The organism is Gemmatimonadaceae bacterium (assembly GCA_035606695.1).
Classification (GTDB): domain Bacteria; phylum Gemmatimonadota; class Gemmatimonadetes; order Gemmatimonadales; family Gemmatimonadaceae; genus JAQBQB01.
The window spans coordinates 62,572-86,256 of sequence record DATNEW010000015.1 but is presented as its reverse complement, the minus strand read 5'-3'; the positions used below and the strand labels follow the sequence as shown (position 1 = coordinate 86,256).

Here is a 23,685-nt window from a genome sequence, read left to right as displayed (position 1 = left end):
TATCGCTCGCCGACTCGGCGACGATCACCACGACCGATACCGACAGGGTTCAACGCGTCGCGGCAGCGAATGCCTTTCCCGTGTTCGCCGGCACCGTCGCGCCATACGAGGTGATCGCGCGGTTCGCGCGCGCACACAATCGCGACTCGTCGGTCACGCGCATCCTGCCCGCATTCAGCAGCTACCGCACCGGCAAAGCAAGCTGGTCTAGTCGCCACTGTCACCCGAGCGCGGCGGCAAAACCGGGTCCGAGATCAGTATCGGTATGTGTGCGTGGCAACGCCTACCAAGTCGCGGCGACTACCGCGAACGGCGGCCCCGTCCCACACTACCCGTCTGGCGTGCGTTGCCCTTCGCATTTGTCGATGCCACGCGGGCCTTCTTCCCTTTTGTCATTGGCTTTGCCTGAACGAACGCCACGCCGTTCGGGGCCTTTGACTCCGCGGCACGCAACACACGCGGACCGGCACCTGTAAACACCAATGCACCCGGGCGCCCCAACTCACGGACGCCGTCGAGTATCGTGTCCGCGGCCCTCTTGACACTCTTTCCAAAGGTCACGCGCGTGGCTCCTCGGGCCCGTTCTTCCCCCACCGGGGTGATCGCGATCTGGACATCACATGAAAGGCGATTGAGCAGTTCCATCAGCTTGCTGATGGAAAAGTCCTTCGTGTGCCCCCGCAGCAACATCGACACCTTTGGCTGCGTGGTACCAAGCCGTTCTGCGGCATCGCGCTGGTTCAGCTGTAGGCGTTCGATCCGGTCCGAGATGGCGAGCGCGAGATCGGCCTTCACGAGTTCCGTTTCTGGCTCGGCGAAGCCGAGATCTGCGAAGATGTTGTCGCTCCCAACCTTGCCCATGCTGGGTTCGGCGCGGTGCGCGTTTTTGCGTGCCATCATGACCTCCGTTAACGCCGCTTCCCCTGCGGCGGGCGATTGGATGCTTTCGTACCAGCGTTGCCGGCGTCCTTGGCCGCTGCTACCGCCGCCTTGTACTCATCGATCTTCCCTTGCAACTCGTCCGAGGGGTTTTTGCTCTCGTCTCGAGCTTCCGTAAACTTGGTTTCGATCAAGGCTTTGTCTCGCTTCGGCGTCTCACTGCCTTCGTGCGACTTCTTCTTGAAGACATGCAACACGCACACGAGGTTCGGGAAGCTCACCGTGTAGACCGCCCGATATACGTCCGTGTCGTACGGCTCGACCAGTTCAACGACGCTCCACCCTTTGTGCTTCTTCGTGGTGAGTGGTTTCGCCGAAGGATGGTGCCGGCCTCCTTGGGCGGCGCGAATCCCGACACCGAATGCACGGCGTACGGGGTCAGGCATGTCCATCAGGTCGTCGTACGAACTCCCGCACCAATACACCGGCTTGTACGGCGGATCCGCCCCCAGCGCCTTCAGCAGTTCTCGAGCCTTTCGCGTCTCGTCTGCCGTCACAGCATTATACCAGAACAAGTATACGCGGTTCCCCTCCGGAAACCAAGGCGGGCCGCCTGAGTGGACGCGCTCGTGTGTAGAACGCGAATTGTGGCATGGGATCGCAACCCGGCGGGATCACCCTCATTATGGTGCCCACTCGAGTGCTGTTGAGAGGGCCTCATTTGCCTTCTCGAGATGGTCGGAAAGCGTTTGCACTTCACGATGTACGCACGACCTGCTGTTCACCTTTAAGCCGCGGCAGCGTTCAAGATCTCTAAAGCACTCAACGCGACGTTAGGGCGAAGATCAAGAGGAGAAAATGCATGGCGCATAGCCAGGCTCGGCGGATATTCGTGCGAGAATGCTCCAACATGCACCAGGATTCGCGCACCTTTCGGGTCATGTCGCTGGTAAGCGGCGCAAACAATTCTCTAATCGTGTGAAGCGACATCACTTAGGGACGCCGATTTGTGGTGTATGTTTACCGAAACGACAAACGGCGGCACAGGCCGCCGTAAGTCAGTCAATCACAACGTTTTAAATCGGGACGGCGGGATTTGAACCCGCGGCCCCCCGAACCCCATTATGGGGTAACCGAGCGCTCAACGCCTGCAACTTCGCGCACCTCGACACGTTACCTCACCAGACATCCTGCAGATTCACGAATGGTTTTCGCGCAGATTGAGGCATTCGACATACCCCACATACCCCAAAACGCGTGAGAAGAATTGCCGGCGGTCAGGCACCACGGATTCTCTCGACGAATGCCCTCACGCGTTCCATCGCTTCGCGTCCGTCAAGTACGGGAAGTTCGAGGTCACTCGCAAGCGCGGCGAAAGGCTCGACCCAGTGCGACGGCAGCTCCAGCACGGGCGGCCAGTCGTGAGTGCCGCGAGTCCGAAACACTGATTCGCACGCTTCGCGAAGCCCCGCGTAGTCGGTGACGAGCGCCTCCATCAACAAGACATCGACCAAGTCCTTGAATCGCTCGTTCCGCTTGCCGGACCGCGGTGGCAGTGTCATTCCGTGAAGTTTCTGCGCGATGTGCATGCGCAGCGGGAGACAAGCCAGCTCGGTCGGCCCCGTGATCCCGGTTGCCTCCTCGAGTGGTACCGCAGGAATCAGCTCTATCTCACGCTCTCCGGTTTCGGCGCGAGCAACGTCGATGATGATGCTCGTCCACGCACCGCCCTTGTAGGTGACCGCAAACTCGACACTCACTGTGCGGTTCTCGAGAACGAGGGGCTCGCTCTTTCGGCGAAAGTGGAAGCCTTGATAGCCGCCGGCATTTGTGCTGATGGCATGTTCGAGAGCACGCGCGAGGTCCGCCTCATCATGATGTAAGACGAGATCGATATCCTTCGTCGCGCGCGCTCGATCCTTCAGTCGGAGCTCGAGCGCAACGCCGCCCTTGATGGTGAATCGGTGGCCATCGCTGTTCTTGCTCGACTGTTCGAGAAGGCCCGCAAGGATCATGTACGAGATCCATGCTCGAACGCGGCCTTCGCTGACGGCGAGTTCTTTCGCGTACGCGCGCGCGTACCGAGCTAGGACACCCGCCGATGGTGGTGGCCCGGTTGGCGGCTTCTGTCGTGGACTGATCACCGATGCCGCGTTCCTCGCTTCGCCGGAGTCTTGCCTCGCGCCGAACGCGTCTTCTTCGGCGCTGTGTGGGCCTCCGCCCCCGCGCTGCGTGAACTCCTTTTCCGCGACGGTGGTTCGGCGAGCAGTTCCTGCGTGAGACCGTCGGCCTCGTCGTGTGTCAGCCGCCCCGTGCGGCGGCCGTCGGCGATAGCGCGCCGAATCAGCGCGGGACCGATGTGCGCGGCGTGGACGTCACGAATCGTCCGAGCAGGCGTTGTCACCGGCACACCTTCCACAACCTGAACGTCCTCCGGAATGAGCGGCGCAAAATGCAGCACGAGCTGAGGCGGTACCGCGCGTCGAAGCCGCAGCTCAGGAGGCAGTGTGATATGGATCTTCGCGGGGCTGACTTCCGATAGCTCATGTAGTGCAAGCGCGGAGACATGAGAAACAACCGCGCGAGCGTCTGGGCGGCGGACCTGTGGCCAGAGCGCCGCCTCCATATATTGGCCGAGCGGCGACACCGGGAACCGAGTGAGCCGATACACGCCGCGGCTCACGCGCTCGATGTCGCCACTTTGATGGAGTTGAACGAGCCGAACCTGATGAATGCCAGCGGCGCGAGCCTGCGCGGCGGTGAAGTAGCCGAGCTGGCTTTCAGCTATGTCGTAGAGCTTGGTCGTCCATTGACGCGATCTCATCGGTCCAGTGCCGGAGTGGCAATAATATAATGTCTGAGAATATTATTGCCAACGGAACTTCCCGGGGCGAATGACACAACCGGACGAACATCGGCGAATCGCTGAGATACGCGAACGCCTCGACGCGATCGCGACGGAACGACGGGCGCTGAATGAAGAACTCGTCGCGCTGGAACGTCGTGTTCCGAACGCCCGCGCGCGACGTTCGACGCCGGAAACGCGCAACAAGGCCACTCGTCACAAAGAAATCACCGTCGGCCGACAAGATCGCGCTCTTCCGCCGCCTCTTCGCGGGTCGAGGCGACGTCTTCCCGGTTCGCTGGGAAAATGCCAAGACCGGGAAGTCCGGATATGCTCCGGCTTGCAATAACGAATGGAAGCCCGGCATCTGTCACAAACCGCGCGTGAAGTGCGGTGAATGTCCCCACCAGGCATTCATTCCGATTTCGGATGAAATCATTCGCCGTCATCTGGGCGGGCCGTCGAACAAATCAGCGTTCACGGATTTTGTCGCGGGGGTATATCCGCTCCTTTCAGACAATACGTGCCATTTCCTGGCCGTCGACTTCGACGGCGACAACTGGACATCCAACGCGATCGCCTTCGTCGAGACATGCCAGAAGCTGAACATCTCAGTCGGCCTTGAACGATCGCGGTCCGGCGCGGGCGGTCACGTGTGGCTGTTTTTCGAGGAGTCCTTGCCTGCTCGGCTCGCGCGCCAACTCGGTTTCGTCGTCCTCACCGAAACCATGGACCGGCGTCCTGAAATCGGCTTCGACTCCTACGATCGGTTCTTCCCATCGCAGGATATCATGCCGGCGGGAGGTTTCGGCAATCTCATCGCCCTTCCTCTTCAAGCAGACGCGCGAAAGAATGGCAACACGCTCTTTGTCGACAGCGATTTGCACCCATTCGAGGATCAATGGGCATTCCTCTCGTCACTCGCACCCGTCTCGCGCGCCACCGTCGAGCGCATCGTCGCCGAGGCCGAAACACATGAGCGCGTTGTCGGCGTGCGGATGCCGGTGGATGACGACGACGCGGACGAGCCGTGGCTTGCGCCACCATCACGACGGCCAATGGACAAGCCCATTACCGAGCCACTGCCTCATTCGGTCCAAGTCGTTATCGCCGACGGCATCTACGTCGACCGCACTGCCCTTCCGCCAGCCCTAGTCGCTCGGCTGATTCGTCTCGCCGCATTTCAGAATCCGGAGTTCTTCCGCGCGCAAGCGATGCGGCTGTTCACGAACGGCAAGCCGCGGATCATCTCATGCGCAGAAATTCATCACCAGCACATTGCCCTTCCACGCGGGTGTCTTGACGAGGCGGTCGGTGTATTGAATCCGAATGGCATCGCACCGCAGCTCGACGACAAGCGGGAGCCTGGCAGAACGCTCGATGTACAATTCGCCGGAGAACTCCGCGCAGAGCAGGCGCTCGCCGCCGGCGCTCTGTTGCATCACGACTTCGGAGTGTTGGCGGCCGCGACAGCCTTCGGCAAGACGATTGTTGCGGCCTCGCTGATCGCCACCCGCGGACGCAGCACGCTGGTCCTCGTGCACCGGCGCGAGCTATTGGCGCAATGGGTGGAGCGCCTCGCCTCATTCCTATCCGTGGACCGCTCGCAGATTGGCGTCATTGGTGGTGGGCGACGTAGGCCTACAGGCCTGATAGACGTGGCAGTGATTCAGAGTCTCGTGTGGCGCGGCGTCGTATCGGACGAGATCGCGGGATACGGTCACCTCGTAGTCGATGAATGCCATCACGTTTCGGCTGCGAGCTTCGAGCTCGTCGCGCGTCGCTCAAAAGCGCGCTACGTCCTTGGACTGTCCGCGACCGTCGCGAGACGTGATGGTCATCACCCAATCATCCTGATGCAATGCGGCCCAGTGAGGTACAGAGTCGAGCACAAAGCACAGGTGCTGCAGAGTGGATTCGACCATCGTGTGCTCGTGCGGGACACGGCATTTCGCCTTCCAACGACGATTGCCGAGGACCGTCCTTCGATAACCGATGTGTACCGCGCGCTCGCGTCTGACACACGACGGAATTCCCAAATTGTCGAAGACGTCCGGGCGGCCGTGGCGGGCGGCCGGTCACCCCTCGTCCTTACGGAGCGTCGCGATCATCTCGACGCCCTCGCAGAACAGCTGCAAGACATCGGTGACGTTATCGTGCTGCGCGGAGCCATGAAGGCCTCTGAACGTCATGCTGTCAACGCTGCTCTACGTGGCGACTCCAATCGACCCCGCGTTATCCTGTCGACTGGTCGGTACTTGGGCGAAGGCTTCGACAATGCGCGCCTCGACGCCCTCTTTCTGGCAATGCCCATTGCTTGGAAGGGCACGCTAGCACAGTACGTCGGACGTTTGCACCGTGACCGCGAAGGGAAACGCGACGTCGTGGTGTATGACTATGTTGACGGCCTGGTCCCGGTGCTCGCTCGCATGAGCGCGAAGCGGCAGGCAGGTTATCGTGCTCTTGGTTACTCGATCTCGACGCAGCGAATCTGATCGCCTGGTGCCGTCGATCTGACGGCAAGCGAGAGGAAGGAGGCCCCATGTCGGATAGGTCGCAGGATTCCGCTGAGGACATCGGGATGAAAGACGCCGCGGAGCCTGAGGGCTTAGTCGAATTCCTTCGGCAGTCGCCTCTCACCAAGGCGGTCGCCGATGGCGAGATCTCGCCGGACGTCTTTGAACGTGAGCGTGAGTCGTCGCGCGACATCGACCTGTCTGAAATCGACCCAGGGAAACCGAACGACGCTACGTCGTAACGCTCTGGCCGAAGCGGAGGCCACCTGATCATCGTTCAGGGGAGCCAGCGTTCAAGTTTGTTCCTGTGGGGCAACGCGGCATCCGGCAACGCCTTGCACTCGCCCATACTCGTGAGCAGCGCGCGAGAATCACCGATTCGACGCCAAAACCGCGCGAAACATACACCACGATTTGTCGGGTATCAGCACGATGGCCGCCCGCTTCCCGTCGGTTGTCGCGTACGCGGCCCGTCGCGTCAGGCCTTTGTACGTATCGATCGTCCACGCCTTGACCGGCGGCCAGACGGGACGTCGATCAGGAGCGCAAAGCGATAGAGCTCGTCGACGCTGGACTGCCGTCTTGCGATGCGGTGACCGACCTTTGATAGGCGCCGATCGGCTGCGCGATACGTGGCACGCACGACGCGAGGCCCGATGGCGCGCGGCCTCCGGCCGGCGTCGAATCCGAGGCGCGTCCTCTTCCCCCTTCAGCACCCACGAGCACACAGAATTCGGCGAAGACCTTCGTGATTTCGCCGAGCCCGAATTGCGGCAACGTCGTTCGCGGCATGAAACGCGCCTGCGGCGGGATGCCAAATGCGCTGTCGATGAACACGTCGCCGTCGCGAGCCTCGTGCCGGCACTCGCTGCCGTCCGCATTTCGCCAGCGTCCATACTGCGGCAGGAGTGAGCAACCTTCCCCTTGCTTACCGAGTGGAATGAACATATCTTCCACTCGGTTACCTAGGGGATCAACTGTGAGCAAGCCGACAGACCTCGTTCAAGGGACGCTCGATCTACTCGTGCTCAAGATCCTGGCGTTGCAACCGCTGAACGGCTGGTCCATTGGTCAGCGCCTGAAGCAGCTGTCGGCGGAGGTGCTTCAGGTGAGCGACGGCTCGCTCTACCCTGCCCTGCAAAAGCTCGAACACCAAGGATGGATCTCGTCCGAGTGGCAGCTGAGCGAGAAGAACCGGCGCGCCAAGTTCTACTCGCTCACCCGTGCCGGCCGGCAGCAACTCCAGCTGGAAGCCGGCAACTGGGAGCGACTCGCCGCGGCGATCACTTGTCTCGTACGACTTCAGGAGGCATGACGTGACCATCGATCGCCTCGTTCGGATCATCGCGATGCGCATTCGCTCCCTCGCGCGAAGAGGTCAAGTCGAACGCGACCTCGACGAGGAAATCCATTATCACATCGAGCGACAGACCGAGGAGAACATACGGTTGGGGATGTCTCCGGCCGCTGCGCGGGCGGCGGCACTGCGAGCGTTCGGCGGCGTTGAATACCAAAAAGATCAGGCGCGAGACCACCGCGGCACACGCTGGGTGGAAGATCTCGTCGCCGATGTTCGGTATTCGCTGCGTACACTGCGCCGCGCACCGGCGTTCACGGCCGCCGTGGTGATCACGCTCGCGCTCGGCACCGGCGCGAACACGGCGATGTTCACGGTCTTGCGCGGCGCACTGCTTCGCGATCTTCCGAATCGTGACGCCGATCGTGTGTTGCTGCTACGGCAATCGACGACCGGGCCGCGCTCGAGGGATCTCGGCTTCTCTGTCCCCGAAGTCCGTGATTACCGGGCGGCGAGCAAGACCGTCGCGGAGTTTGCCGAATACTCGTGGTCGGCGACGTCCGCGCTCCCGTTTACGCTCGCAGCGGGAAATGAGCTGCCACTCCGCCCAAGCGTGGCGATCGTGAGCGGCAACTTCTTTCGCGTCATGGGCCTCGACGCGGAGCGCGGCCGATTGATCGGTCCAGGCGACGATGGTCCGTCCGCGCCCGCCGTTGCGGTCCTTTCACACGAGTTCTGGGCGACTCACTTCGCTGCGGATTCGCGAATCATCGGTCGCACCGTCCGTCTGAACGACGCTCCGGTCACCGTGATTGGCATCGCTCGTCCCGCCGCGCCGTATCCGGAGCGCACCGACGTTTTCGCGAATACCTCATCCAGCGATCATCACATGAGTGCGGCGATGGCCAATGGACGCACGCACCGGATGTCGCAGGTTTTCGCGCGACTCGCTCGCGGTGCTACGGTCGAGCAGGCGCAGCGCGAATTGAGCGGCATTGCGGCCAATATCTACCGTGCCCATCCGGACGCGTACGCGAAATCCGCGCGCTATGAGGTGTCCGTCCTTCCGCTGCGTGACGCCGTCAACGAACGCGCCGCGCACACGCTCTGGTTGTTGATGGGCGCGGCCGTCCTTGTGCTCCTCATCGCGTGCGCAAATGTCTCGAACCTCACGTTGATCCGCGGCGCGGCGCGCGAACGAGAACTTCAGGTCCGCCTTGCGCTGGGAGCAGGCAAACCACGGCTCCGCCGGCTTCTCATCGCTGAGAACTTGATTCTCGCGCTGGCTGGCGGTGGCCTGGGCGTCGCAATTGCGGTCGCCGGAACACGAGCGTTGGTATCGTTCGCGGCTCAATTCTCGGCGCGCGCGAGTGAAGTTCACGTGGATGGCATCGTCCTCGCCGTGTGCCTTCTGACGAGCATCGGCGCGGCCCTCGTGCTGTCGTTCATTCCGCGGTTGCCCAGCGGCGGCAAGCTGGGTCCATCACTCACGTCGGCAGCGCGGCGCGCGACAATGTCACGCGGCCGCCAGCGTTTTCAGCGCGGACTCGTCGTCGCTCAAGTCGCGCTCTGCGTGATCCTACTTGCCGGTGCGGGTCTTATGTTCCGCACTCTCGTCGGGCTCAGCGCGATCGAAACCGGCGTCCACGGCGATCAGGTGCTCGCGATGGACGTTCCACTGAAGGGCGACTTCGTTCGCGAAGTCGGGCGGCGGGCAGAGAATCTCGTCCGGTACGAGCGAATGCGCGACTACGTCGCGACAGTACCCGGAGTGGCTCGCATCGCTCTCGCGTCGGCACAGCCGCTGCGCGCATCCCGCAACGACATCGGCATCCTTGTCGAGGGACATGACCTTCCAGCAAATCAGCCCGCGCCACGCAGCGCATTTCGCGCGGTCGACCCAGGCTACTTCAACATCATCGCGGTCCCGCTCCTGAGCGGCCGCGATTTCACGACGACTGATCGCTTCGAAAGCGCGCCCGTGGCGATTCTGAGCAAGGGACTCGCCGAGCAACTCTTTGGCACCGGCAACCCGATAGGTCAGCACATTGCGATGGGTGACCAACTCCCCACGGATCGTCCGGCGAAATGGGTGACGGTCGTCGGCGTCGCGGGGAACACGCGCGACCGCGGACTGGATGCCGGATTCACGGCCACCATATATCGACCGTTCGCGCAGGAGGCGATCATTTCACCGGCACTCGTGGTGCGAACGTCGTCGGACCCCACCGCCGTGAAGTCAGCAATTCTCCGGGCGATTCGTGATGTCGAATCGGCGCAAGTTGTCGAGCGCATGATGACGATCGATGAAATCCGTGATGAGGCGATGGCGCCGCGGCGGGCGACAGGATTGTTCGTAGCGTCATTCGGCGGACTCGCCTTCGTGATCGCCATGGTCGGCATTGGCGGCCTTCTCGCTTACTCCGTGAACTCACGAACTCCAGAGCTCGGCATTCGAATGAGCCTGGGCGCCGACCCTTGGCGCGTACGCGCGATGATCCTTGCGGAAGGTGGGTCTCTACTCGTTGGTGGGATCATCGTCGGCATCGGGGCAACATTTCTTTCGACTCGCCTCCTCCGAACACTGTTGTTTGGCATCTCGCCGCACGATCCCCTGACGCTTGTTGGAGTCGTGATCGCACTTGGCGTTGCCGGACTGGCGGCGTGTTGGCTGCCGGCAGCGCGGGCGGCGCGAGTGCACCCGGCGATCGCGCTGCGCGCCGAGTGACGGGTGGCGTCCGCGTTAATTCGAGGAACACTCGAATTGTTGATCATGCGCTCGCTCGCCGATGAGCCGCTGCACAGCGGCGGCATCGCGCATCGGCTCAGGCGCAACTCACACGGTGCATTCCGTGTTGCATCAGCGCACCTGATCGAACCGCTCCGCAAGCTCGAGCATCGCCGCTGGGTTCGCTCAGAATGGCGTCGCAGCGAGAACGATCGCCGCGCACGCTATTATGCGCTCACCGGTTCCGGGCGTCGACACATGGCGCGCGAAATGACGGCATGGCGCCGGCGCCTCGCCACGTTCGAGCGTCTGTTGTCGTGAGGGCCGCGCAGATCGCCGGGGTCACGTACATCGCCTATGTGTCGACATCAATCGCCGACGCCATCATGTACGGCCGCGCCACCGCGGGCGGTTCTGTCACAGCAAGGCTCGCGTCGGTTGCGCTGCACGGTGGATTGCTCGAACTCTCGATCGTTCTCGCCGTGGCGACGGTCATCTACGCGCTGCTCCTCGCGGTTTCGCTCTACACGATCACTCGCGAGGTCAACGCCGGCATTGCCCTGTTCGCGATGGGCTGCCGATTCGTCGAGGCGATGGCGAACGCGGCACCAGCGGCCGCGCGACTCGGGATCCTCCGGATCGCGACATCGATCTCGTCAACCGCCGGCGACGGTGCGAGCGAAGTGGCGCAAGCGTCGCTCTTGTTTCAGGCGCCGTCGTTAGTGATGGCTGTCAGCTCGACGATTTTCGCATTGGGTAGCGCGATCTTCGCGTTCTTGCTGTTGCGTGGCCGCCGCATTCCGTCGTGGCTCGCCGCAATAGGGATGGCGAGCTCTCTCCTTCCGTTACCGATGTTCCTGCTGCGCGCCATGCGGCTCGTCAGCGCCTCCGCGGTTTGGTATTCGAACGTTCCGTTGATCACGTTCGAGCTTGCATTTGCCGCGTGGCTGCTCGTCAAGGGCGTCAGGCAACCTGTTGCAGCGGCGCACACATCATGAACTCGCCACCACGCGTGACGAACAGGATAAAGGCTCGCATCGCCGGGACCCTCTATGTCACGGTCATCATCACCGCGGGATTCGCGGAAGCGATTGCGCGCGGGAGACTGATTGTTCGGGCAGACCCGGCCGCTACCTCCGCAAATATTCTATCGCATCAAGCGCTCTATCGACTGGGCGGAGCGGCGGACCTCGTCAATATCGCCTGTGATGTGCTACTGACATTGATACTGTATCAATTGCTCAAGCCGGTCAGCAAGACAATCTCGCAAACATCGGCGGCGTTCGAGCTGCTCGCCGACTCGGTGCTCGCCGTCGCAACGCTCGCCCACTTTGCGGCACTCCTCTTCCTCATCACACCGGACTATCGAACCGCCTTCACGCTCGCGCAGCTGCAGGCACAGGCATTCGCGTACATCCGCTTGCACAATCAGGGCTACAATATCGCGATGGTGTTTTACGGATGCCGGCACATGTTGCTCGGGTATCTCGTCTATTGCTCCGCCGATTTCTCTCGCACTGTCGGTATGGGCCTGTGCATCGCTGGAGTGTGTTACTCGACCAACGCGCTGGCGCGGTGTATCTCACCGGCATTCGCGTCGCATCTCTATCCATACATTCTGTGGCCTGGGATCCTCGCCGAAGCCATGCTGGCGTTGTCGCTGCTCTTTGGAAGGTTCGGTCAGCCGCTCAGGACGACGGCGAGACCGACTCCGCTTCATAGTCCTCTCCGGGCTGAGGACTAACATTATCGCTGGATCAGATTTCGGGGGTCACGTCAGACGAACCAGTTGTCAGTGATCCGCGCATGCGCGGAGTATAAGAGTCGGCGCACATACCAACTCGGCCGCTGCTCTTATGAAGGTTGGCTGCGACTCGCCAATTGGTGGCTGAACGTAAACAGCGTTCGCCACTGGCTCGCGTCAGCCGGCGTGAGCGGCGATCGCATTGGGCGAAGCGCTCGCAGTTTGGAAAAGAGCGGTCCAATCGCGGGATCGGCCTGGATGCGGTCGATCACCGTCTGAGCGGCCGACGCCGCGTCTTCCGGTGTCTGCGTGAGCCACGGATCAAGGAGAAGCGGTACAAGGATCCTCATCCACACGGGAAAGGTTCTTCGAATATCGGTCTTCACCGGACCTAGCTTGAGGCACCCTACACGCACGGGCCGCTTGCTCGCGAGCAAACCGTCGTAACGCATTCCGAGCGCGAGAAGATCGTTCGCGCTGCAGTATTGTTGAACTCCTTTGATCGTACCAAAAGCACGGCCCCGTTCTATATCACGATACCGAATCGGTGCCCCGGTTGGTCCTCCGTTGATAAACAGGATGGTCGGCTCAGCGGCATCCTGACTCGAAACCAATAGCGGTTCGAGCTGCTCCATGAGAACGAAGCGCGCCAGATAGTTGACCGCGAAGTTGACGTCGATCCCGTCTGGCGTCAGGCGTCGGCCTCCATGAACGGCGCCGGCCGAATGAACCAGCAGGTCGATGCGATCAATGCGGTTCGATATGGCCGCCGCGACCCGATGCACATCCGCCATGGAGGCGAGATCCGCAGCGATGAACTCAGCCACAACGCCATCGTCCCGAAGCCTTTGCCGCGCAGCCTCCCCGCGCTTCGGGTCGCGGCCCACAAGAATCATCTGATAGTCGCGCGCACCCAGAAGCCGCGCGATCTGGTATCCGATGCCGTTAGTTCCACCGGTGACGAGAGCATGACGACGTTGCGGCTTGGTCATGAGTTCTTGACCGAGCTGCGGTCGCGGCTGTGACGATCGACGTGAGGATCTCCGATCCCCACGCGGACAACTGCCACATCACCTTCACGCTCGGCTCTTTGTTCTCGCTCGTGTCACAACCAGGCGGCCATGCCGGTCATCAGGGTATGATGAAGCCCAGATTAGCGGGTTCGCACAGGCGCCGTCCTCTCGGCGCCGCGCCGTCGGCTAATCGCTCGTCCTCGACTTCGAGGTCGCCGACATCGATGCCCAACGTCGACGCCTTGACGGCATCATCGACCCGTTCGTCATCGAACCTATCACGTTGCCCTGGGCAATCTTCGACGCTCTCTCGGGACCCGACCGGCAACCTCATCAACGTTCTTTGCCGTCTTCCTGACAACCATGACATCCTATCACACTGAATCGTCCACCTCGATGTCCGTCGCGCGCCGCCGCACCGGCACCGGGCTTACGATCCTTGTTGGAGTGCTTCTAATGGCGTCCGGGACGGTCAAGATGCTCGCCGTTCCACCTGTCGTGGGGCCGCTCAAACAGTACGGGTTCGTTCACACCGTGCCGCTCGTTGCCACGCTCGAGATCATCAGTGGCGTGCTCTTTCTGCTGCCACGCACCCGTTCGTTCGGCCTCGTGTTCGCATCGGCGTTCATGGGCGGCGCTGTCGCAACGCACATTCAGCACGCCGAGACGATTCAGCTCGTGCCGGCTGCGCTCGTGCTGGCACTGCTCTGGATCGCGACGTGGTTGAAACATCCGGCGGCGCTGTGGAGCTTCTGACCTCCAAACGAAAGCGCCCTCGCATCCGAGCGAGGCTCGAATGGAGGGCGCGGTGCCCGTCGACGGAATATGTTGGCCGGATCCGGCCGCGTGCTCGGTCGCTATTTCTGCGCCAGCCCTTCCTGTAACTCCCTAAGCTGGACTCGCAGTTGATTCAGAAACCCCGCGAGATCGAGCGAAGCATCTTCATAAGTCATCATTGGAAGCGCGTACGAATCGCCCGTCGCCTTGTACTTCGCTTGTACAACAACCTTGCTTCGGTGAGTGGACATATTCGCAATTTCAAACTCAGGGAACTCGACGTTTACGATCGTACGCGCACTTTGCTTCAGGACTTCGAGCCCGCCTTTTTGGAGTGCCTTCCGATTCCCGAGGCCCAAAGGCTAACTGATTGATCTGGAACTGTTGCCGACGAGGTGGCAGCCACCGCTCGATCAATACCTCTGACGATCTCAAGAATTTCCTTCGTCATGTCATCCACTCCGCGCGCCTTGGGCTTTGCCTCAACGGCAGGGATCGATTGGAGAGCCGCGTCCAGCTTTGGCCAGAGTGCGCTGAAGATCTCCTGCAGCTGGGCGTCCGCTAACGCACCTTCCCCGGCGTCCGCAAGCGCGGCACTCAGGTTCTCAAGCAATTGAAGCGTCTCTTCGCGATTGGCTCGCTTCCCCTGAAATCGGCTCAGCGGACCGTTCGGAATATCCGTCGGTTCCATTCCGACGCAGTATGGCACGACTCGCGATGATTTGACGAGCTTGGAAATCGCTCCAGCTTCGTACATCAGCCAGGGTTCTTCGATGTGACCGGGGTGTAAGGACGAGGATGCCGTAATGAGTGTCTTGGAGTGCCGCGTCCAACTCTTCACCCCAGCGACTTCCTGCATCCAAATCCTTCTTTGACATCCAAGGCTTCAAGTTCTGAAGTACGAGCGGCAGCCATCCGCGAAGACCTTCCGCCACATGACGACTTTGCGTTCCGGACCAGCTTATGAAGACTTTCATATTCGACACGCTACGCGAATGGTCATCGCGCTGCAAGGCTGTTTCTCGCCCGGAACAGGTTGACGAGCGCAGCGAGTAGGATCTCGCCACCAGGTCCGCGAACGCAGACGTACAGATCGCCCTTGCGTGGGCGCATTGCGCGGCGCTTAACCATCGATGAGCCCTCGGTTGTCGCCCACGCGACGGCGCAGCTCATCACGTTCGCGTTCGAGCTGATTGATTCGCCGTTGTTTGTGATCGAGCTCGTTGATCACGGCGCGCATGAGCGTGCTGCCGTGCTGCGCGATGAAGCGCTTCGCCTCGTCCGAGAGCGGCTGCTCCGGATCGATCCGCGGCGGGAACAGCGGGAGCGTCATGATTCGACGCCCTCGCGGTTTCGACGTCGCTCGTTCTCCTCGCGCTTCTGTTGTAGCTGCGCGCGCTCGGTGGGCGTGAGACAGTCGTCGCAAAACCTTCGCGGACGCCCGCGCTTGGGCGGAAGGACTTGCCGGCAGCGCCCGCAGCGATGCTCCAGCTTCCCACGCTCCGGCGCAGGCGACGCCTTGAACCGGGGCGTCTCTTCGAACGCGCGCGCGATCGCATCGTCGAGATGCGCATCGCCGTGATCCGGACAACCGATCACGAAATGCTTGCCGCAGTCGCAGGCGAGCGGGTGACTCGGCACGAGCTGCCGCGAGGCCTCGAAACCCGGAAGTTGCGGATGACGGTCAGACATGGACCGCCTCGCCGCCGGATCCGGCCAACGAGCGATGCAGTACACACTCTTTCGAGATCTCGAACAGCGGATGGTTCGGATCGCCGAAGCCGCAGCCGTAGTAGTTCGCGATCATCGAGCACATGCAGCCAACGCGACGCGCCTGATCGGAGCCAGGCCGAAGGAAGCTCGGCACGACTGCCGGCACTTTCGCGACCGTGCGTCTCATCGCCCGGCCCAGCAAGTCGCGAACACCGCGATCGTCACGAGCACACCGATCAACGCAACGAGCTGCGGATCACGTGGTCGGCGGGGCGGTTGTGGCTCGAAGAAATCCTCGTACTGCATGCGCACGGATCGATCTCCGTGGCGCCGCCGAGTGCGAAGTAGGCCAGAAAAGTAGGCCAGCCAACAACGCAAAACGCCGACACCGTGTAAGGTGGGAAGAACCCTTTACACGGTGTCGGCGTTGAACTTACGCTCGATTGTCAGTTTATCGGGACGGCGGGATTTGAACCCGCGACCCCCTGAACCCCATTCAGGTGCGCTACCGGACTGCGCTACGTCCCGCCCGCCGCTCACTCGCGCGAGCCGGACAGAAGAAGAATCCTAGTCGCCAAACCGCATCCTCACAATCGCCACACCACAACGGCCCACCAGCCATCCCGATCCGCAACCTCACCACCAGCCTTCCCCAGCGCCAACCGACCTCGATCCCCGCCCATGCGGGCAGAATCTGCCCGTTGACACGAAGGTCCGTTTTTTCGTTTAGATAGGGAGAAACCGAATCAGGAATTGCGCGCGTCCATCTCTGCATTGCCGGCGCGCCAACAGCCACTGCGTCGACGAATTGCGGCACCGCGACGTCCGAACACTCCGGCGCGCGGCTCAAATCCCACACTGCGGCTCGCCAATTCGCACTCCGCGACCGCGAACATCCACCGCTCGCGTCAATCGAGGCAGTTCAACTCGACAACGTGCCTCTGCGAGCCGCGCCGGTCGCAGCGGCGAGCATCGACTCCGTTGTCGCGCAACGCAGTGCACCGCTGCTGCACATGACGGCCGTGCAGCGCAACTCCGACCGACGGTTGCCCATTCGCAAGAACGCGATGCGTGCCGCCAAGGCGGCAGTGCACGCAAACATTCTCGACTGACGGCACCGAAGCGAGCACCGCGCGACTCGAACGAGCCGTTGTCGTCATCAAAGCGGCCGATGCCGGAACGCAACTTCGTCGTGCCGCCCCAAAATCCGGCGGTGCCGCGCGGCGTCGGCATCACACAACTCTGAAAACTCTTCTGCCGTCGTGGAAGGCGCCCACGCCGGCCTTTCTTCTCACGCGCCCAAGTTTCCCCGTCAGGAGGCACGTTGAACCACGCTCAAGGCAGTACCATCTCCGCCCTGCTCGCCATCCAAACCTTCCTCGACGCGCATCCGGAGTTCGCGTCGTTGAAGGATTCGACGGCGCGCAACAACCTGGACGTCGCACGCACGCATCTCGAGAGCTTCGGCACCGATCAATCCGGCGGTGCGCAGGCGGCGAAGCTCGAGACGTCCAACCAGCGGTCGCTGCGGCTGGCGTTGCGCAAGTTCCATATGGAAGGCATCGCGCATGCGGCAAAGCAAACGCTCGCGGGCTCCCCCGATCTGAGTGAGCTCTCCATGCCCAAGGGACGACCGTCCGTGCCGCAGTTGTTGAAAGCCGCGGCGGGCATGAGTCAGGCGGCGAGGCGGCACGAGGCCTCGCTGCTCGCCGGCGGGATGACACCCGGCTTCATCGAGGAACTGGCCGCGGCGACGGCCGCGCTCCAGGCGTCGTTGAACGATCGAACGACGCTCACCATCCAGCGCGCCGGCGCCACGGCGGGACTCAAGAACGCCGAAAAGCAGGCGCGATCCGCGATCAAGGTGATGAACGTGTTGGTGCTCAAGCCCATCCCGCCGAACGAGTCCGGTCTCGGGCGGGCATGGGTGGTGGCGAAGCGAATCGCGGCGAAGGCCGGACTCCCGCGCGGTGCGAGCGCCGCGGCAGCGGCAGCTGATTCAGCGGGTGTAGCACCGCCGAGTAGTACGGCTGCGTAGGACCGCTGCGTAGGACCGCTGCGTGGTACGACAGTTAGCGCGAACGGCCGCTTTTTCGGCGGTCGTTCGCGTCTCAAATCGTCGCATTCCTTCGATCAGCTTGAGCTCGCTTTCGCCGTCGACACATCGAGAATGAAGCAGCCCCAATCCGATCCCGCGGTCGCCACCACCAACCATCGCCCCGGGGTCGGGAACGAAACAAGGCTCGGATAGCCGTACATGTGCCCGCCCCCGCGCGCCACATGCGCAATCGTCAGGCGCAGCGAATCGGCGGGTTCGCCGACGCGATCGGCGCGAATGACCAGCGGCGCTTTCAAGTCGGCTGAACCGTGAAGCGGGAGCCACAGGAACTTGTCCTCCTTGCCGGCATGCAGCCCGGTCGAGTCGTTCCACCTCCCGCGCACGATCATTTCGCCCGACCGCAACGAACCGGTAGCCTGTCGATCGTCGGCGTTGCGGGAGTCGACACACCGCCGGTCGCTCGTCCCGGCAGACGGCCGAGCAAAGAATGCCTGCGGCGCGGAAGCCGTATCAGAACGCGAATAGCCCGCGGCCTCCGCGTCGGCCTGCGCGACAGTCACAGGAATGGCGAGTTGAGACGCGGCGGTGTGCAGCGCCACGCAGAGCGGAAGTACCACGACACTGAGGGTGTGACGCATTGCTCTCTCCTGCCTTTTCAGTTCTCTGATGCCCGCGCACCCGGCGCGGGATCTTTCCGCGCCGGCGCGATATCGAGACCGCCATCGAGTCCCGCGACCTACGTCTCCCGCGCCATCATCTCGGTGAGCTGATAGAGCTCCTCATCGCTCCGCTCGAACCAGTCAGCGGGATAGTGCCGCACTCGGCGCGCCGCATCGATGGTGTCGAAGATCAGACAGGTGCCCGCTCGACGGTCAAACGCGGGCATCGGCGCTTCGCGGACGCGCCATTCACGCCCGTCGGGGCCGACGATGCGGCGATGGCGTAAATCGAGCGCCGGATCAGCGCGCTTCACCGCGCCAAACACAGGCGGATTGAGAGGGTTCTTTTCTAACGACACGCGAAATCACTCGGCGAGTAGCGGGAGGCGGAGGGAATACCTGAATGCCCGCAATGTGCATACCAGATGGGCCTCTCCGCGGTGCACGGGGGTCCCTCGACGCCGGCGCTTCGCGCCTCCGCTCGGGATGACAATAGCGGGGAGCGCTTCGCGCCTCCGCTCGGGATGACAGCCATCATCCAGCGCTCATCCCCCAACCCTCACCGCCCACCGCCCTACCTCCCCAAACTCACCTCGTAAAGATCCGCTTCCGGCAACTCCCGCCAGTTCGCCGGATACGACCTCACCCGCCGCATCGCCTTGTCGTGATAGAACACGAGACTCCCCGACGCCCGGCGGTCGTACGACGTGTCGACGATCTCGCGCACGAACCAGCGCTGCCCATCGGGGCCGCCCACCGAGCGGAACGAGCCCAACGCCGCGTGCAGGACGTCAGGAGCGTCGGACAGGTCGCGCACATCGAGCCGCCCTTCGAGCGCATCGGCCGCGCCGCCCGCGGTGGGCGCGCCGGCCGCGCCGGGCATACCGGCGGCATCCGGACGTTCGTGCTCGAGCGTCATTCGGCGACCGCCGACTGGAGTGCATCTACCTTCATTGCGCCAAGCTCGTCGATGAACATTCGACAACGTTCCGAAAGCAATCGGCGTGCCGGACGCAAGCGACGTAAACACCCGTGCAACAAACACTTGTGGCGCTACCGCGGTCACTCAGCCGCCATGACCGCCATGATCGCCATGACCACCCGCGTGATGATCCATCCGCTGAAAGCTCATGAACTCATGAATCGCTTTCACCACCTCGGCATCCGTGCTCCTGATGCGCAACTCCGCGCCGCGAGGAATGTCATGCACCTCGTACGTGATGGCCGTGCGCCTGGCGGCCATGATCTTGGTGCCCGGAACCTCGCGCATGTGCACGAACTCCGGCGTCGAGAAATCGCCCGCCTCGAACGCCTTCTTGATGTCGCGCAGGTGACGACGAATCTGTGCGACGCCGGCGCTGTCGTCCGAGTCGCGAACCAGCGCGACGCGGCCGCCGTCGGGATAGCTGTCGAACGTGTGCGTCGACGTGTACTGATCGACGCCCATGGCGTGCTTGCCACGCTCCTGCAGCGCCGCGTAGGCACTGTCGCGCGCGTGCGCCGTGTCCTTCCTGGCGGGAGCGGCCTGCGCGGACGCACTCGATGCATACACCGCCAGCATGGTACTTGTCGCGAACGCCGCGACCTTCAACGTGTTCATGAACGGCTCCAGTGGGCCCGGCATGTGGTGTAGAATGCGGCACTACACTGACGACGTCTGGAACCGAGGTTCCAATTCGTGACGACGATATCCGCAGACGAGCTCCGACGGCGCCTTCCCGCGCTCGAATCGCTGCCGAATGCAACGCTCGAGCGAATCGCGCGCGCCTCGACCGAACGGCGCTACGCGGCGAATCGCGCGCTCTTTCGCGCGGGTGACGAAGCCGACGGATTGTACTTCCTGCTCGAGGGACGCGTGCGCGTTTCGCGAGAGCTTTCGTCGCGCGCGCAGTTGCTCCACATGGAATCCGCCGGCGGCGTCCTCGGCGAGATTCCCGTCTTCGGCGGCGGTCCATTTCCCGGGACGGCCATCGCCGTCGAGCGGTCGCGTTGCGCGCATCTCGCCACGAGCGCGATCGAACGCCTGCTGCGCGACGATCCCGACTTCGCGCGCTTCGCGGTGCATCGCCTGGCGACGCGCGCACGATCGCTGCTCAATCGCATCGACGAGCTGACGACGACGACCATCGTCGCACGGCTCGCGCGATGGGTTCTCGATCGCGCGTCGAACAACGACAGTGAGACGAACGACTTCACGCTCGGCATGTCGCAGGAAGCACTTGCCGCGGAGCTGGGCACCGTACGTGAAGTCGTCGTGCGCGGACTCGCCTCGCTCGTCGACGCCGGAGCGATCAGACGAACGGGGCGATCGCGCTTCGCGGTGCATCGCTTAGGGCTACTCCGCGCGATGGCGTCCTGAATTTCGCCGGCGTTCGCTAGTCGAGCGGGTCGACGATCGGATCGCTCGGGCTGGCGTCGCTCGGATCGATCGAGATCTCGGGCGGCGTATCATCCTTCGGCTTGCAGCGCCCTTTCCCGCGAATCGAACGCCAGGTCCAGCCGACGACCTTCGACAGCACGAGGATGGGCAGCACCACGAAGATGAAGATCTTCAGCGCGAACAGGCCGAGCGTGAGCAGGGCCATGATGACCGCGACGATCGCCGCGCCGGCGATGAACACCAGGAAGATCGGCAGGCCGAAGAGGAACAGCAGGATCATCACGGGCACGCCGACGATCGACAGTACCGCGAGCAGCGGCACGCCAATGACCTTGAGCAGCGCGGCGATCGGCAGCAGCAGCGCCAGTCCGCCGAGCTTGAACAGCCACCGGATTGCCGCGAGCTGCATGACCAACCGACTCAGTACCGACCACATGACGCGCCGCCTCGAAGAGTGTGTCTGTTAGCTCGTACGGCGGGCGGTATCAGCGAGTTTCGCGAAGCCGCGCGACGTCGCCGGCCGGCATCAGCCGGCCCACGTAGAAATCACCGAACTCGGCATACTTGGCACTGACTTCATCGAAGCGCATGTCGGTGACGAGCTTCTTGAACTCGAGGGGATCGCGCGCGAACAGCGTCACGCCCCATTCCCACGCGTCGAATCCGATGGCGCCGCTGATGACCTGAAGCACCTTCCCTGCGTAGCGTCGCCCGGTCATGCCGTGTGACCACATCAAGCGGCTCCGCTCCTCGAGCGTGAGCGTGTACCAGTTCTGGCCGGCGTCACGGCGCTTGTTCATTGGATAGAACGAGACGTATGGCATGTCCTCGGGCAGCGTGGGATACAGCCGCCGGCGAACGTGGGCCGTCTCGCGCTCTGCCGCCGCACGCTGTTGAAGATCTCGCGTATAGATGTCGTCGCCGACGGCGCCACCGCGCTCCTCGGCCTCGCGCGCGAGCTGCGCCGTGAGGTGATACAAGCCGGCTTCGGTCACGCTGAGAAAGGAGTACTCGAGTCGCAGGCCTTTGGTCAGCCCGGAGGCAGCGTACTCGCGTTGCGCGTCGCCGATCGCGTCGAGTGTTGGACGAAAGTGCAACGCCATGACGTCGGCGCGCGATCCGATGAGACGCGCCCAGGCCGACCATCCTTCGGCGGGGGCCGACGGCAAGGGGACATTCGATGTGACCGCCGTTGCCTGTGTCGGTTCGACGCGTCTCTCATCGACGCCGCTGTCCACGGAATAGATCTGATGCAGCACATACCACCCCTCGAGTGTCTCGGGCGGATGTGCGATTGGACCGGTGTTCGGTGCGCTCGACGGCCGTCCGGCCGTGCCTGGGCTGGCGGGCGTAGCGGAAGGCGCAGGCGACGGGTGAGACGGGTGCGAAGGGCTCGAGGCGCGAGTTTCCATGGTATTGGGAAGTTAATCCCAAGCGGTTTTCGGCCGATACTCTGAAGCGGCATTCCCTTTGCCATTAGGCATGGCGCAGCACGTCAACATCGAATGAGCCAAACCGGCTGAGGCGCCGTATGTCGGACCAGAACAGCAGCAAAGCGATCGATCGCGTCGAAGGGCAGGACGGCCGTCGCCGTCAGCTTCGGGCGCTGATTCTCTCAGCCGCCGACACGGCGCGCGAAACACGGCGCATTCGCCAGGTGGCGGCCCGGGTGGCGCGACCGGTTGGACGCGCGGTACGGGAACGGGTTTCGATGTTGGTCAACGCCGCGGTCTAATCCGCGGCGTTTTGCTTTTTGGCGTGCGTTTTTAGGCGTCAGTCATTCCGAGCCGCAGGCGAGGAATCTGTTGTCCCGGTAGAGTGACGTCCCTCTACCTACCGTGTTAGATCCCTCGCTTCGCTCGGGATGACGAGAGGTTTTGAACTCGCTCTTAATGCTCCGAATGCTCGACGCGCGCCAACCGCGGAGACGTCGGCAACTGCGGAACCGGCCGCGCCGAGCGGCAGTACTCCTCGAGTTGCGCGTCGGTGCAGTGACTCCAGTCCGCGGGAATCGGCGACAGACGCCGCCGATCGGCGCCGCGCTCGAAGCACAGCCATCCGCCGGCGGGCGTAGCAAGCCGCGGCGCGCGGCCGACTGACAAGCGGCGATCCCCTTCCCGCCTTCCTTCCGCGTCGTCAATCACGATTTCACTCGACGACCGCCGGTCTTCGCGCCGGCGCTCCTGCTCACGTGGAATGACGTCGAAGGCGTGCCATTCCTGTCCCGTGGAATCGACAAAAGTGCGAAGTGACATCCGACCTCCCGTGCGGCGTGACCCGATGCGACGGCGAGCCGAGCGTTAGCTATCGTCGGAAGAGCCCCGCACGGTTCGTTCCATCAGTCGCGGCCGGTGACAACCGTCACGTCGCGGGACATGGGCCGAGCCCGCTACGAGGGCGAGCCCTGCCGAGCGCGCACCGGCGGTTGATACTTTGGATGGCGCGACGTCCAGCGGAACCGAAAATACGTCGCGATCAGAATGACCAGCCCGCACAGCTCGATCCCGACCTTCTCCGCGTCGAGCAAGTCCATGGGCGAGTTGTCGAGATGCTGATCGGTGACGCTACCATGAATCACGAGCATCAGCGCCAACGCGTACGTCAGATAGTGGAGCACCTTCCAGCGCTGGCGCCCGATTTCAGCGCGATAGATCGAGGTGATCACCGTGAACCCGAGCAGATACAGTGACAGCGCGCCGAGTGTGTTGATGACCGGCTGCTCGGGCGACGAGATGGGCCAGACGACGTCGAGGAATCGAAACTGCGGCTTGTCGAGGAACAAGAGCGGGATGGGATGCGCCACGGCCAACGCGAGCGCGACGTACGCCGTCCAGTTATGCAGCTTCAGTACATTGATTCGCCGATGCGGCCATCGCTTGTAGGTGTTGTAGCGGGCTCCCATCAGGAGGCCCAGGAGCACGTTGACGCTCAGCAGGTAGATGGCCGCCAGCCCAAGGTAGGTTGTCAGATCCTTCATTCAAGGCACAGTGGGTGCAACGATGTGGGCAAAATGAACATTGGTGTTCGGCTGAGACGAATGTACAACGTGCTAGCCCTCGTCTTCGTTTGCGCGGG

31 protein-coding genes and 1 tRNA gene are annotated in these 23,685 nt (G+C 62.8%); 12 read left to right on the top strand and 20 right to left on the bottom strand.

What is annotated here, in order from left to right; all coding sequences use genetic code 11:
- Positions 1-300: 300 nt before the first annotated feature.
- The 4 genes from VN706_05405 to VN706_05390 form a co-directional block, all read right to left on the bottom strand.
- Positions 301-900 carry a helix-turn-helix transcriptional regulator gene (locus VN706_05405; protein HXT15043.1) on the bottom strand — a complete coding sequence of 200 codons (600 nt, stop codon included), beginning with the start codon at positions 898-900 and terminating at the stop codon, positions 301-303.
- Between the two features lie 8 nt (positions 901-908).
- The gene (locus tag VN706_05400) at positions 909-1,331 is read right to left on the bottom strand and encodes a type II toxin-antitoxin system RelE/ParE family toxin (GenBank protein ID HXT15042.1); all 423 of its coding nucleotides are present in this window, start codon (positions 1,329-1,331) and stop codon (positions 909-911) included.
- 825 nt (positions 1,332-2,156) lie between these two features.
- Entirely contained in the window at positions 2,157-2,894 is a 738-nt protein-coding gene (locus VN706_05395; protein HXT15041.1) for a nucleotidyl transferase AbiEii/AbiGii toxin family protein, read from the bottom strand.
- A 125-nt stretch (positions 2,895-3,019) separates the two neighbouring features.
- Positions 3,020-3,703 carry a type IV toxin-antitoxin system AbiEi family antitoxin domain-containing protein gene (locus VN706_05390; protein HXT15040.1) on the bottom strand — a complete coding sequence of 228 codons (684 nt, stop codon included), beginning with the start codon at positions 3,701-3,703 and terminating at the stop codon, positions 3,020-3,022.
- 152 nt (positions 3,704-3,855) lie between these two features.
- Here VN706_05390 and VN706_05385 point away from each other — a divergent pair, with 152 nt between their 5' ends.
- Together VN706_05385 and VN706_05380 are read left to right on the top strand one after the other, a co-directional pair.
- Complete coding sequence (locus VN706_05385; GenBank protein HXT15039.1) at positions 3,856-6,219, top strand: DEAD/DEAH box helicase family protein; 2,364 nt, start codon at positions 3,856-3,858, stop codon at positions 6,217-6,219.
- 86 nt (positions 6,220-6,305) lie between these two features.
- Entirely contained in the window at positions 6,306-6,482 is a 177-nt protein-coding gene (locus VN706_05380; protein ID HXT15038.1) for a hypothetical protein, read from the top strand.
- 295 nt (positions 6,483-6,777) lie between these two features.
- Here the strand turns inward: VN706_05380 and VN706_05375 are convergent, their stop codons facing one another.
- Positions 6,778-7,227 (bottom strand): hypothetical protein, encoded by a 450-nt coding sequence (locus tag VN706_05375; GenBank protein ID HXT15037.1) that lies wholly within the window; start codon positions 7,225-7,227, stop codon positions 6,778-6,780.
- On the opposite strand from VN706_05375, the gene VN706_05370 reads away from it, so the two are divergent.
- Genes VN706_05370 through VN706_05350 form a run of 5 tightly spaced genes read left to right on the top strand, consistent with a single transcriptional unit; the run spans position 7,220 to position 12,009 of the window.
- Positions 7,220-7,555 carry a PadR family transcriptional regulator gene (locus VN706_05370; protein HXT15036.1) on the top strand — a complete coding sequence of 112 codons (336 nt, stop codon included), beginning with the start codon at positions 7,220-7,222 and terminating at the stop codon, positions 7,553-7,555. The two genes, VN706_05375 and VN706_05370, sit on opposite strands and share 8 nt — an antisense overlap.
- A 1-nt stretch (position 7,556) precedes the next feature.
- Positions 7,557-10,265 carry an ABC transporter permease gene (locus tag VN706_05365; GenBank protein HXT15035.1) on the top strand — a complete coding sequence of 903 codons (2,709 nt, stop codon included), beginning with the start codon at positions 7,557-7,559 and terminating at the stop codon, positions 10,263-10,265.
- Positions 10,266-10,310: 45 nt separating this feature from the next.
- The gene (locus VN706_05360; protein ID HXT15034.1) at positions 10,311-10,586 is read left to right on the top strand and encodes a helix-turn-helix transcriptional regulator; all 276 of its coding nucleotides are present in this window, start codon (positions 10,311-10,313) and stop codon (positions 10,584-10,586) included.
- Positions 10,583-11,263: a DUF4386 domain-containing protein gene (locus VN706_05355; GenBank protein ID HXT15033.1), complete on the top strand. Its 681-nt coding sequence runs from the start codon at positions 10,583-10,585 to the stop codon at positions 11,261-11,263. The genes VN706_05360 and VN706_05355 overlap by 4 nt, the downstream gene beginning before the upstream one ends.
- Positions 11,260-12,009, top strand: coding sequence for a DUF4386 domain-containing protein (locus VN706_05350; protein HXT15032.1), 750 nt, complete (start codon positions 11,260-11,262; stop codon positions 12,007-12,009). Before VN706_05355 ends, VN706_05350 begins: the two co-directional genes overlap by 4 nt.
- Positions 12,010-12,119: 110 nt before the next feature.
- Here VN706_05350 and VN706_05345 read toward each other — a convergent pair whose 3' ends face one another.
- On the bottom strand, positions 12,120-13,001 hold the full coding sequence (locus tag VN706_05345; GenBank protein HXT15031.1) for an SDR family NAD(P)-dependent oxidoreductase: 882 nt from the start codon (positions 12,999-13,001) through the stop codon (positions 12,120-12,122).
- Positions 13,002-13,385: 384 nt separating this feature from the next.
- On the opposite strand from VN706_05345, the gene VN706_05340 reads away from it, so the two are divergent.
- Positions 13,386-13,778 carry a DoxX family protein gene (locus tag VN706_05340; GenBank protein HXT15030.1) on the top strand — a complete coding sequence of 131 codons (393 nt, stop codon included), beginning with the start codon at positions 13,386-13,388 and terminating at the stop codon, positions 13,776-13,778.
- Between the two features lie 328 nt (positions 13,779-14,106).
- Here the strand turns inward: VN706_05340 and VN706_05335 are convergent, their stop codons facing one another.
- The 6 genes from VN706_05335 to VN706_05310 all read right to left on the bottom strand — a co-directional run bounded on the left by VN706_05335 (position 14,107) and on the right by VN706_05310 (position 16,040).
- Complete coding sequence (locus tag VN706_05335) at positions 14,107-14,658, bottom strand: hypothetical protein (GenBank protein ID HXT15029.1); 552 nt, start codon at positions 14,656-14,658, stop codon at positions 14,107-14,109.
- A gap of 264 nt (positions 14,659-14,922) precedes the next feature.
- A complete protein-coding gene (locus VN706_05330; protein ID HXT15028.1) occupies positions 14,923-15,132 on the bottom strand; it encodes a hypothetical protein in 210 nt (69 codons plus the stop codon).
- The gene (locus VN706_05325; GenBank protein HXT15027.1) at positions 15,129-15,491 is read right to left on the bottom strand and encodes a hypothetical protein; all 363 of its coding nucleotides are present in this window, start codon (positions 15,489-15,491) and stop codon (positions 15,129-15,131) included. The genes VN706_05330 and VN706_05325 overlap by 4 nt, the downstream gene beginning before the upstream one ends.
- A complete protein-coding gene (locus VN706_05320) occupies positions 15,484-15,699 on the bottom strand; it encodes a hypothetical protein (GenBank protein HXT15026.1) in 216 nt (71 codons plus the stop codon). Before VN706_05320 ends, VN706_05325 begins: the two co-directional genes overlap by 8 nt.
- The gene (locus tag VN706_05315) at positions 15,696-15,824 is read right to left on the bottom strand and encodes a hypothetical protein (GenBank protein HXT15025.1); all 129 of its coding nucleotides are present in this window, start codon (positions 15,822-15,824) and stop codon (positions 15,696-15,698) included. The genes VN706_05320 and VN706_05315 overlap by 4 nt, the downstream gene beginning before the upstream one ends.
- A 142-nt stretch (positions 15,825-15,966) precedes the next feature.
- Positions 15,967-16,040 (bottom strand) — tRNA-Pro (locus VN706_05310).
- A 407-nt stretch (positions 16,041-16,447) separates the two neighbouring features.
- Between VN706_05310 and VN706_05305 the strand changes: the two genes are divergently transcribed.
- Positions 16,448-16,624: a hypothetical protein gene (locus tag VN706_05305; GenBank protein HXT15024.1), complete on the top strand. Its 177-nt coding sequence runs from the start codon at positions 16,448-16,450 to the stop codon at positions 16,622-16,624.
- Between the two features lie 212 nt (positions 16,625-16,836).
- Entirely contained in the window at positions 16,837-17,550 is a 714-nt protein-coding gene (locus VN706_05300; protein ID HXT15023.1) for a hypothetical protein, read from the top strand.
- Between the two features lie 95 nt (positions 17,551-17,645).
- On the opposite strand, the gene VN706_05295 is transcribed toward VN706_05300, so the two are convergent.
- The 4 genes from VN706_05295 to VN706_05280 form a co-directional block, all read right to left on the bottom strand.
- Positions 17,646-18,209: a hypothetical protein gene (locus VN706_05295; protein ID HXT15022.1), complete on the bottom strand. Its 564-nt coding sequence runs from the start codon at positions 18,207-18,209 to the stop codon at positions 17,646-17,648.
- A gap of 98 nt (positions 18,210-18,307) precedes the next feature.
- Positions 18,308-18,544 carry a hypothetical protein gene (locus VN706_05290; GenBank protein ID HXT15021.1) on the bottom strand — a complete coding sequence of 79 codons (237 nt, stop codon included), beginning with the start codon at positions 18,542-18,544 and terminating at the stop codon, positions 18,308-18,310.
- Positions 18,545-18,804: 260 nt separating this feature from the next.
- Positions 18,805-19,149 (bottom strand): hypothetical protein, encoded by a 345-nt coding sequence (locus tag VN706_05285; GenBank protein ID HXT15020.1) that lies wholly within the window; start codon positions 19,147-19,149, stop codon positions 18,805-18,807.
- 147 nt (positions 19,150-19,296) lie between these two features.
- A complete protein-coding gene (locus tag VN706_05280) occupies positions 19,297-19,854 on the bottom strand; it encodes a hypothetical protein (GenBank protein HXT15019.1) in 558 nt (185 codons plus the stop codon).
- Positions 19,855-19,908: 54 nt separating this feature from the next.
- Between VN706_05280 and VN706_05275 the strand changes: the two genes are divergently transcribed.
- Positions 19,909-20,589, top strand: coding sequence for a Crp/Fnr family transcriptional regulator (locus tag VN706_05275; GenBank protein HXT15018.1), 681 nt, complete (start codon positions 19,909-19,911; stop codon positions 20,587-20,589).
- Positions 20,590-20,605: 16 nt separating this feature from the next.
- Here the strand turns inward: VN706_05275 and VN706_05270 are convergent, their stop codons facing one another.
- A complete protein-coding gene (locus tag VN706_05270) occupies positions 20,606-21,046 on the bottom strand; it encodes a hypothetical protein (protein ID HXT15017.1) in 441 nt (146 codons plus the stop codon).
- 49 nt (positions 21,047-21,095) lie between these two features.
- Positions 21,096-21,869 carry a chlorite dismutase family protein gene (locus VN706_05265; GenBank protein ID HXT15016.1) on the bottom strand — a complete coding sequence of 258 codons (774 nt, stop codon included), beginning with the start codon at positions 21,867-21,869 and terminating at the stop codon, positions 21,096-21,098.
- 272 nt (positions 21,870-22,141) lie between these two features.
- Between VN706_05265 and VN706_05260 the strand changes: the two genes are divergently transcribed.
- Positions 22,142-22,345, top strand: a complete 204-nt coding sequence (locus VN706_05260; protein HXT15015.1) for a hypothetical protein — start codon at positions 22,142-22,144, stop codon at positions 22,343-22,345.
- A gap of 154 nt (positions 22,346-22,499) precedes the next feature.
- Here the strand turns inward: VN706_05260 and VN706_05255 are convergent, their stop codons facing one another.
- The gene (locus VN706_05255; GenBank protein ID HXT15014.1) at positions 22,500-22,865 is read right to left on the bottom strand and encodes a hypothetical protein; all 366 of its coding nucleotides are present in this window, start codon (positions 22,863-22,865) and stop codon (positions 22,500-22,502) included.
- Between the two features lie 134 nt (positions 22,866-22,999).
- Positions 23,000-23,587, bottom strand: coding sequence for a ferric reductase-like transmembrane domain-containing protein (locus VN706_05250; protein ID HXT15013.1), 588 nt, complete (start codon positions 23,585-23,587; stop codon positions 23,000-23,002).
- Positions 23,588-23,685: the final 98 nt, after the last annotated feature.

Coding starts and splice junctions, on each gene's coding strand:
- VN706_05405 (HXT15043.1), bottom strand. CDS start 900: ATGATGGCACGCAAAAACGCGCACCGCGCCGAACCCAGCATGGGCAAG.
- VN706_05400 (HXT15042.1), bottom strand. CDS start 1,331: ATGGACATGCCTGACCCCGTACGCCGTGCATTCGGTGTCGGGATTCGC.
- VN706_05395 (HXT15041.1), bottom strand. CDS start 2,894: ATGATCCTTGCGGGCCTTCTCGAACAGTCGAGCAAGAACAGCGATGGC.
- VN706_05390 (HXT15040.1), bottom strand. CDS start 3,703: ATGAGATCGCGTCAATGGACGACCAAGCTCTACGACATAGCTGAAAGC.
- VN706_05385 (HXT15039.1), top strand. CDS start 3,856: ATGAAGAACTCGTCGCGCTGGAACGTCGTGTTCCGAACGCCCGCGCGC.
- VN706_05380 (HXT15038.1), top strand. CDS start 6,306: ATGAAAGACGCCGCGGAGCCTGAGGGCTTAGTCGAATTCCTTCGGCAG.
- VN706_05360 (HXT15034.1), top strand. CDS start 10,311: ATGCGCTCGCTCGCCGATGAGCCGCTGCACAGCGGCGGCATCGCGCAT.
- VN706_05350 (HXT15032.1), top strand. CDS start 11,260: ATGAACTCGCCACCACGCGTGACGAACAGGATAAAGGCTCGCATCGCC.
- VN706_05345 (HXT15031.1), bottom strand. CDS start 13,001: ATGACCAAGCCGCAACGTCGTCATGCTCTCGTCACCGGTGGAACTAAC.
- VN706_05340 (HXT15030.1), top strand. CDS start 13,386: ATGACATCCTATCACACTGAATCGTCCACCTCGATGTCCGTCGCGCGC.
- VN706_05335 (HXT15029.1), bottom strand. CDS start 14,658: ATGCAGGAAGTCGCTGGGGTGAAGAGTTGGACGCGGCACTCCAAGACA.
- VN706_05330 (HXT15028.1), bottom strand. CDS start 15,132: ATGACGCTCCCGCTGTTCCCGCCGCGGATCGATCCGGAGCAGCCGCTC.
- VN706_05325 (HXT15027.1), bottom strand. CDS start 15,491: ATGTCTGACCGTCATCCGCAACTTCCGGGTTTCGAGGCCTCGCGGCAG.
- VN706_05320 (HXT15026.1), bottom strand. CDS start 15,699: ATGAGACGCACGGTCGCGAAAGTGCCGGCAGTCGTGCCGAGCTTCCTT.
- VN706_05295 (HXT15022.1), bottom strand. CDS start 18,209: ATGCGTCACACCCTCAGTGTCGTGGTACTTCCGCTCTGCGTGGCGCTG.
- VN706_05285 (HXT15020.1), bottom strand. CDS start 19,149: ATGACGCTCGAGCACGAACGTCCGGATGCCGCCGGTATGCCCGGCGCG.
- VN706_05280 (HXT15019.1), bottom strand. CDS start 19,854: ATGCCGGGCCCACTGGAGCCGTTCATGAACACGTTGAAGGTCGCGGCG.
- VN706_05270 (HXT15017.1), bottom strand. CDS start 21,046: ATGTGGTCGGTACTGAGTCGGTTGGTCATGCAGCTCGCGGCAATCCGG.
- VN706_05260 (HXT15015.1), top strand. CDS start 22,142: ATGTCGGACCAGAACAGCAGCAAAGCGATCGATCGCGTCGAAGGGCAG.
- VN706_05255 (HXT15014.1), bottom strand. CDS start 22,865: ATGTCACTTCGCACTTTTGTCGATTCCACGGGACAGGAATGGCACGCC.
- VN706_05250 (HXT15013.1), bottom strand. CDS start 23,587: ATGAAGGATCTGACAACCTACCTTGGGCTGGCGGCCATCTACCTGCTG.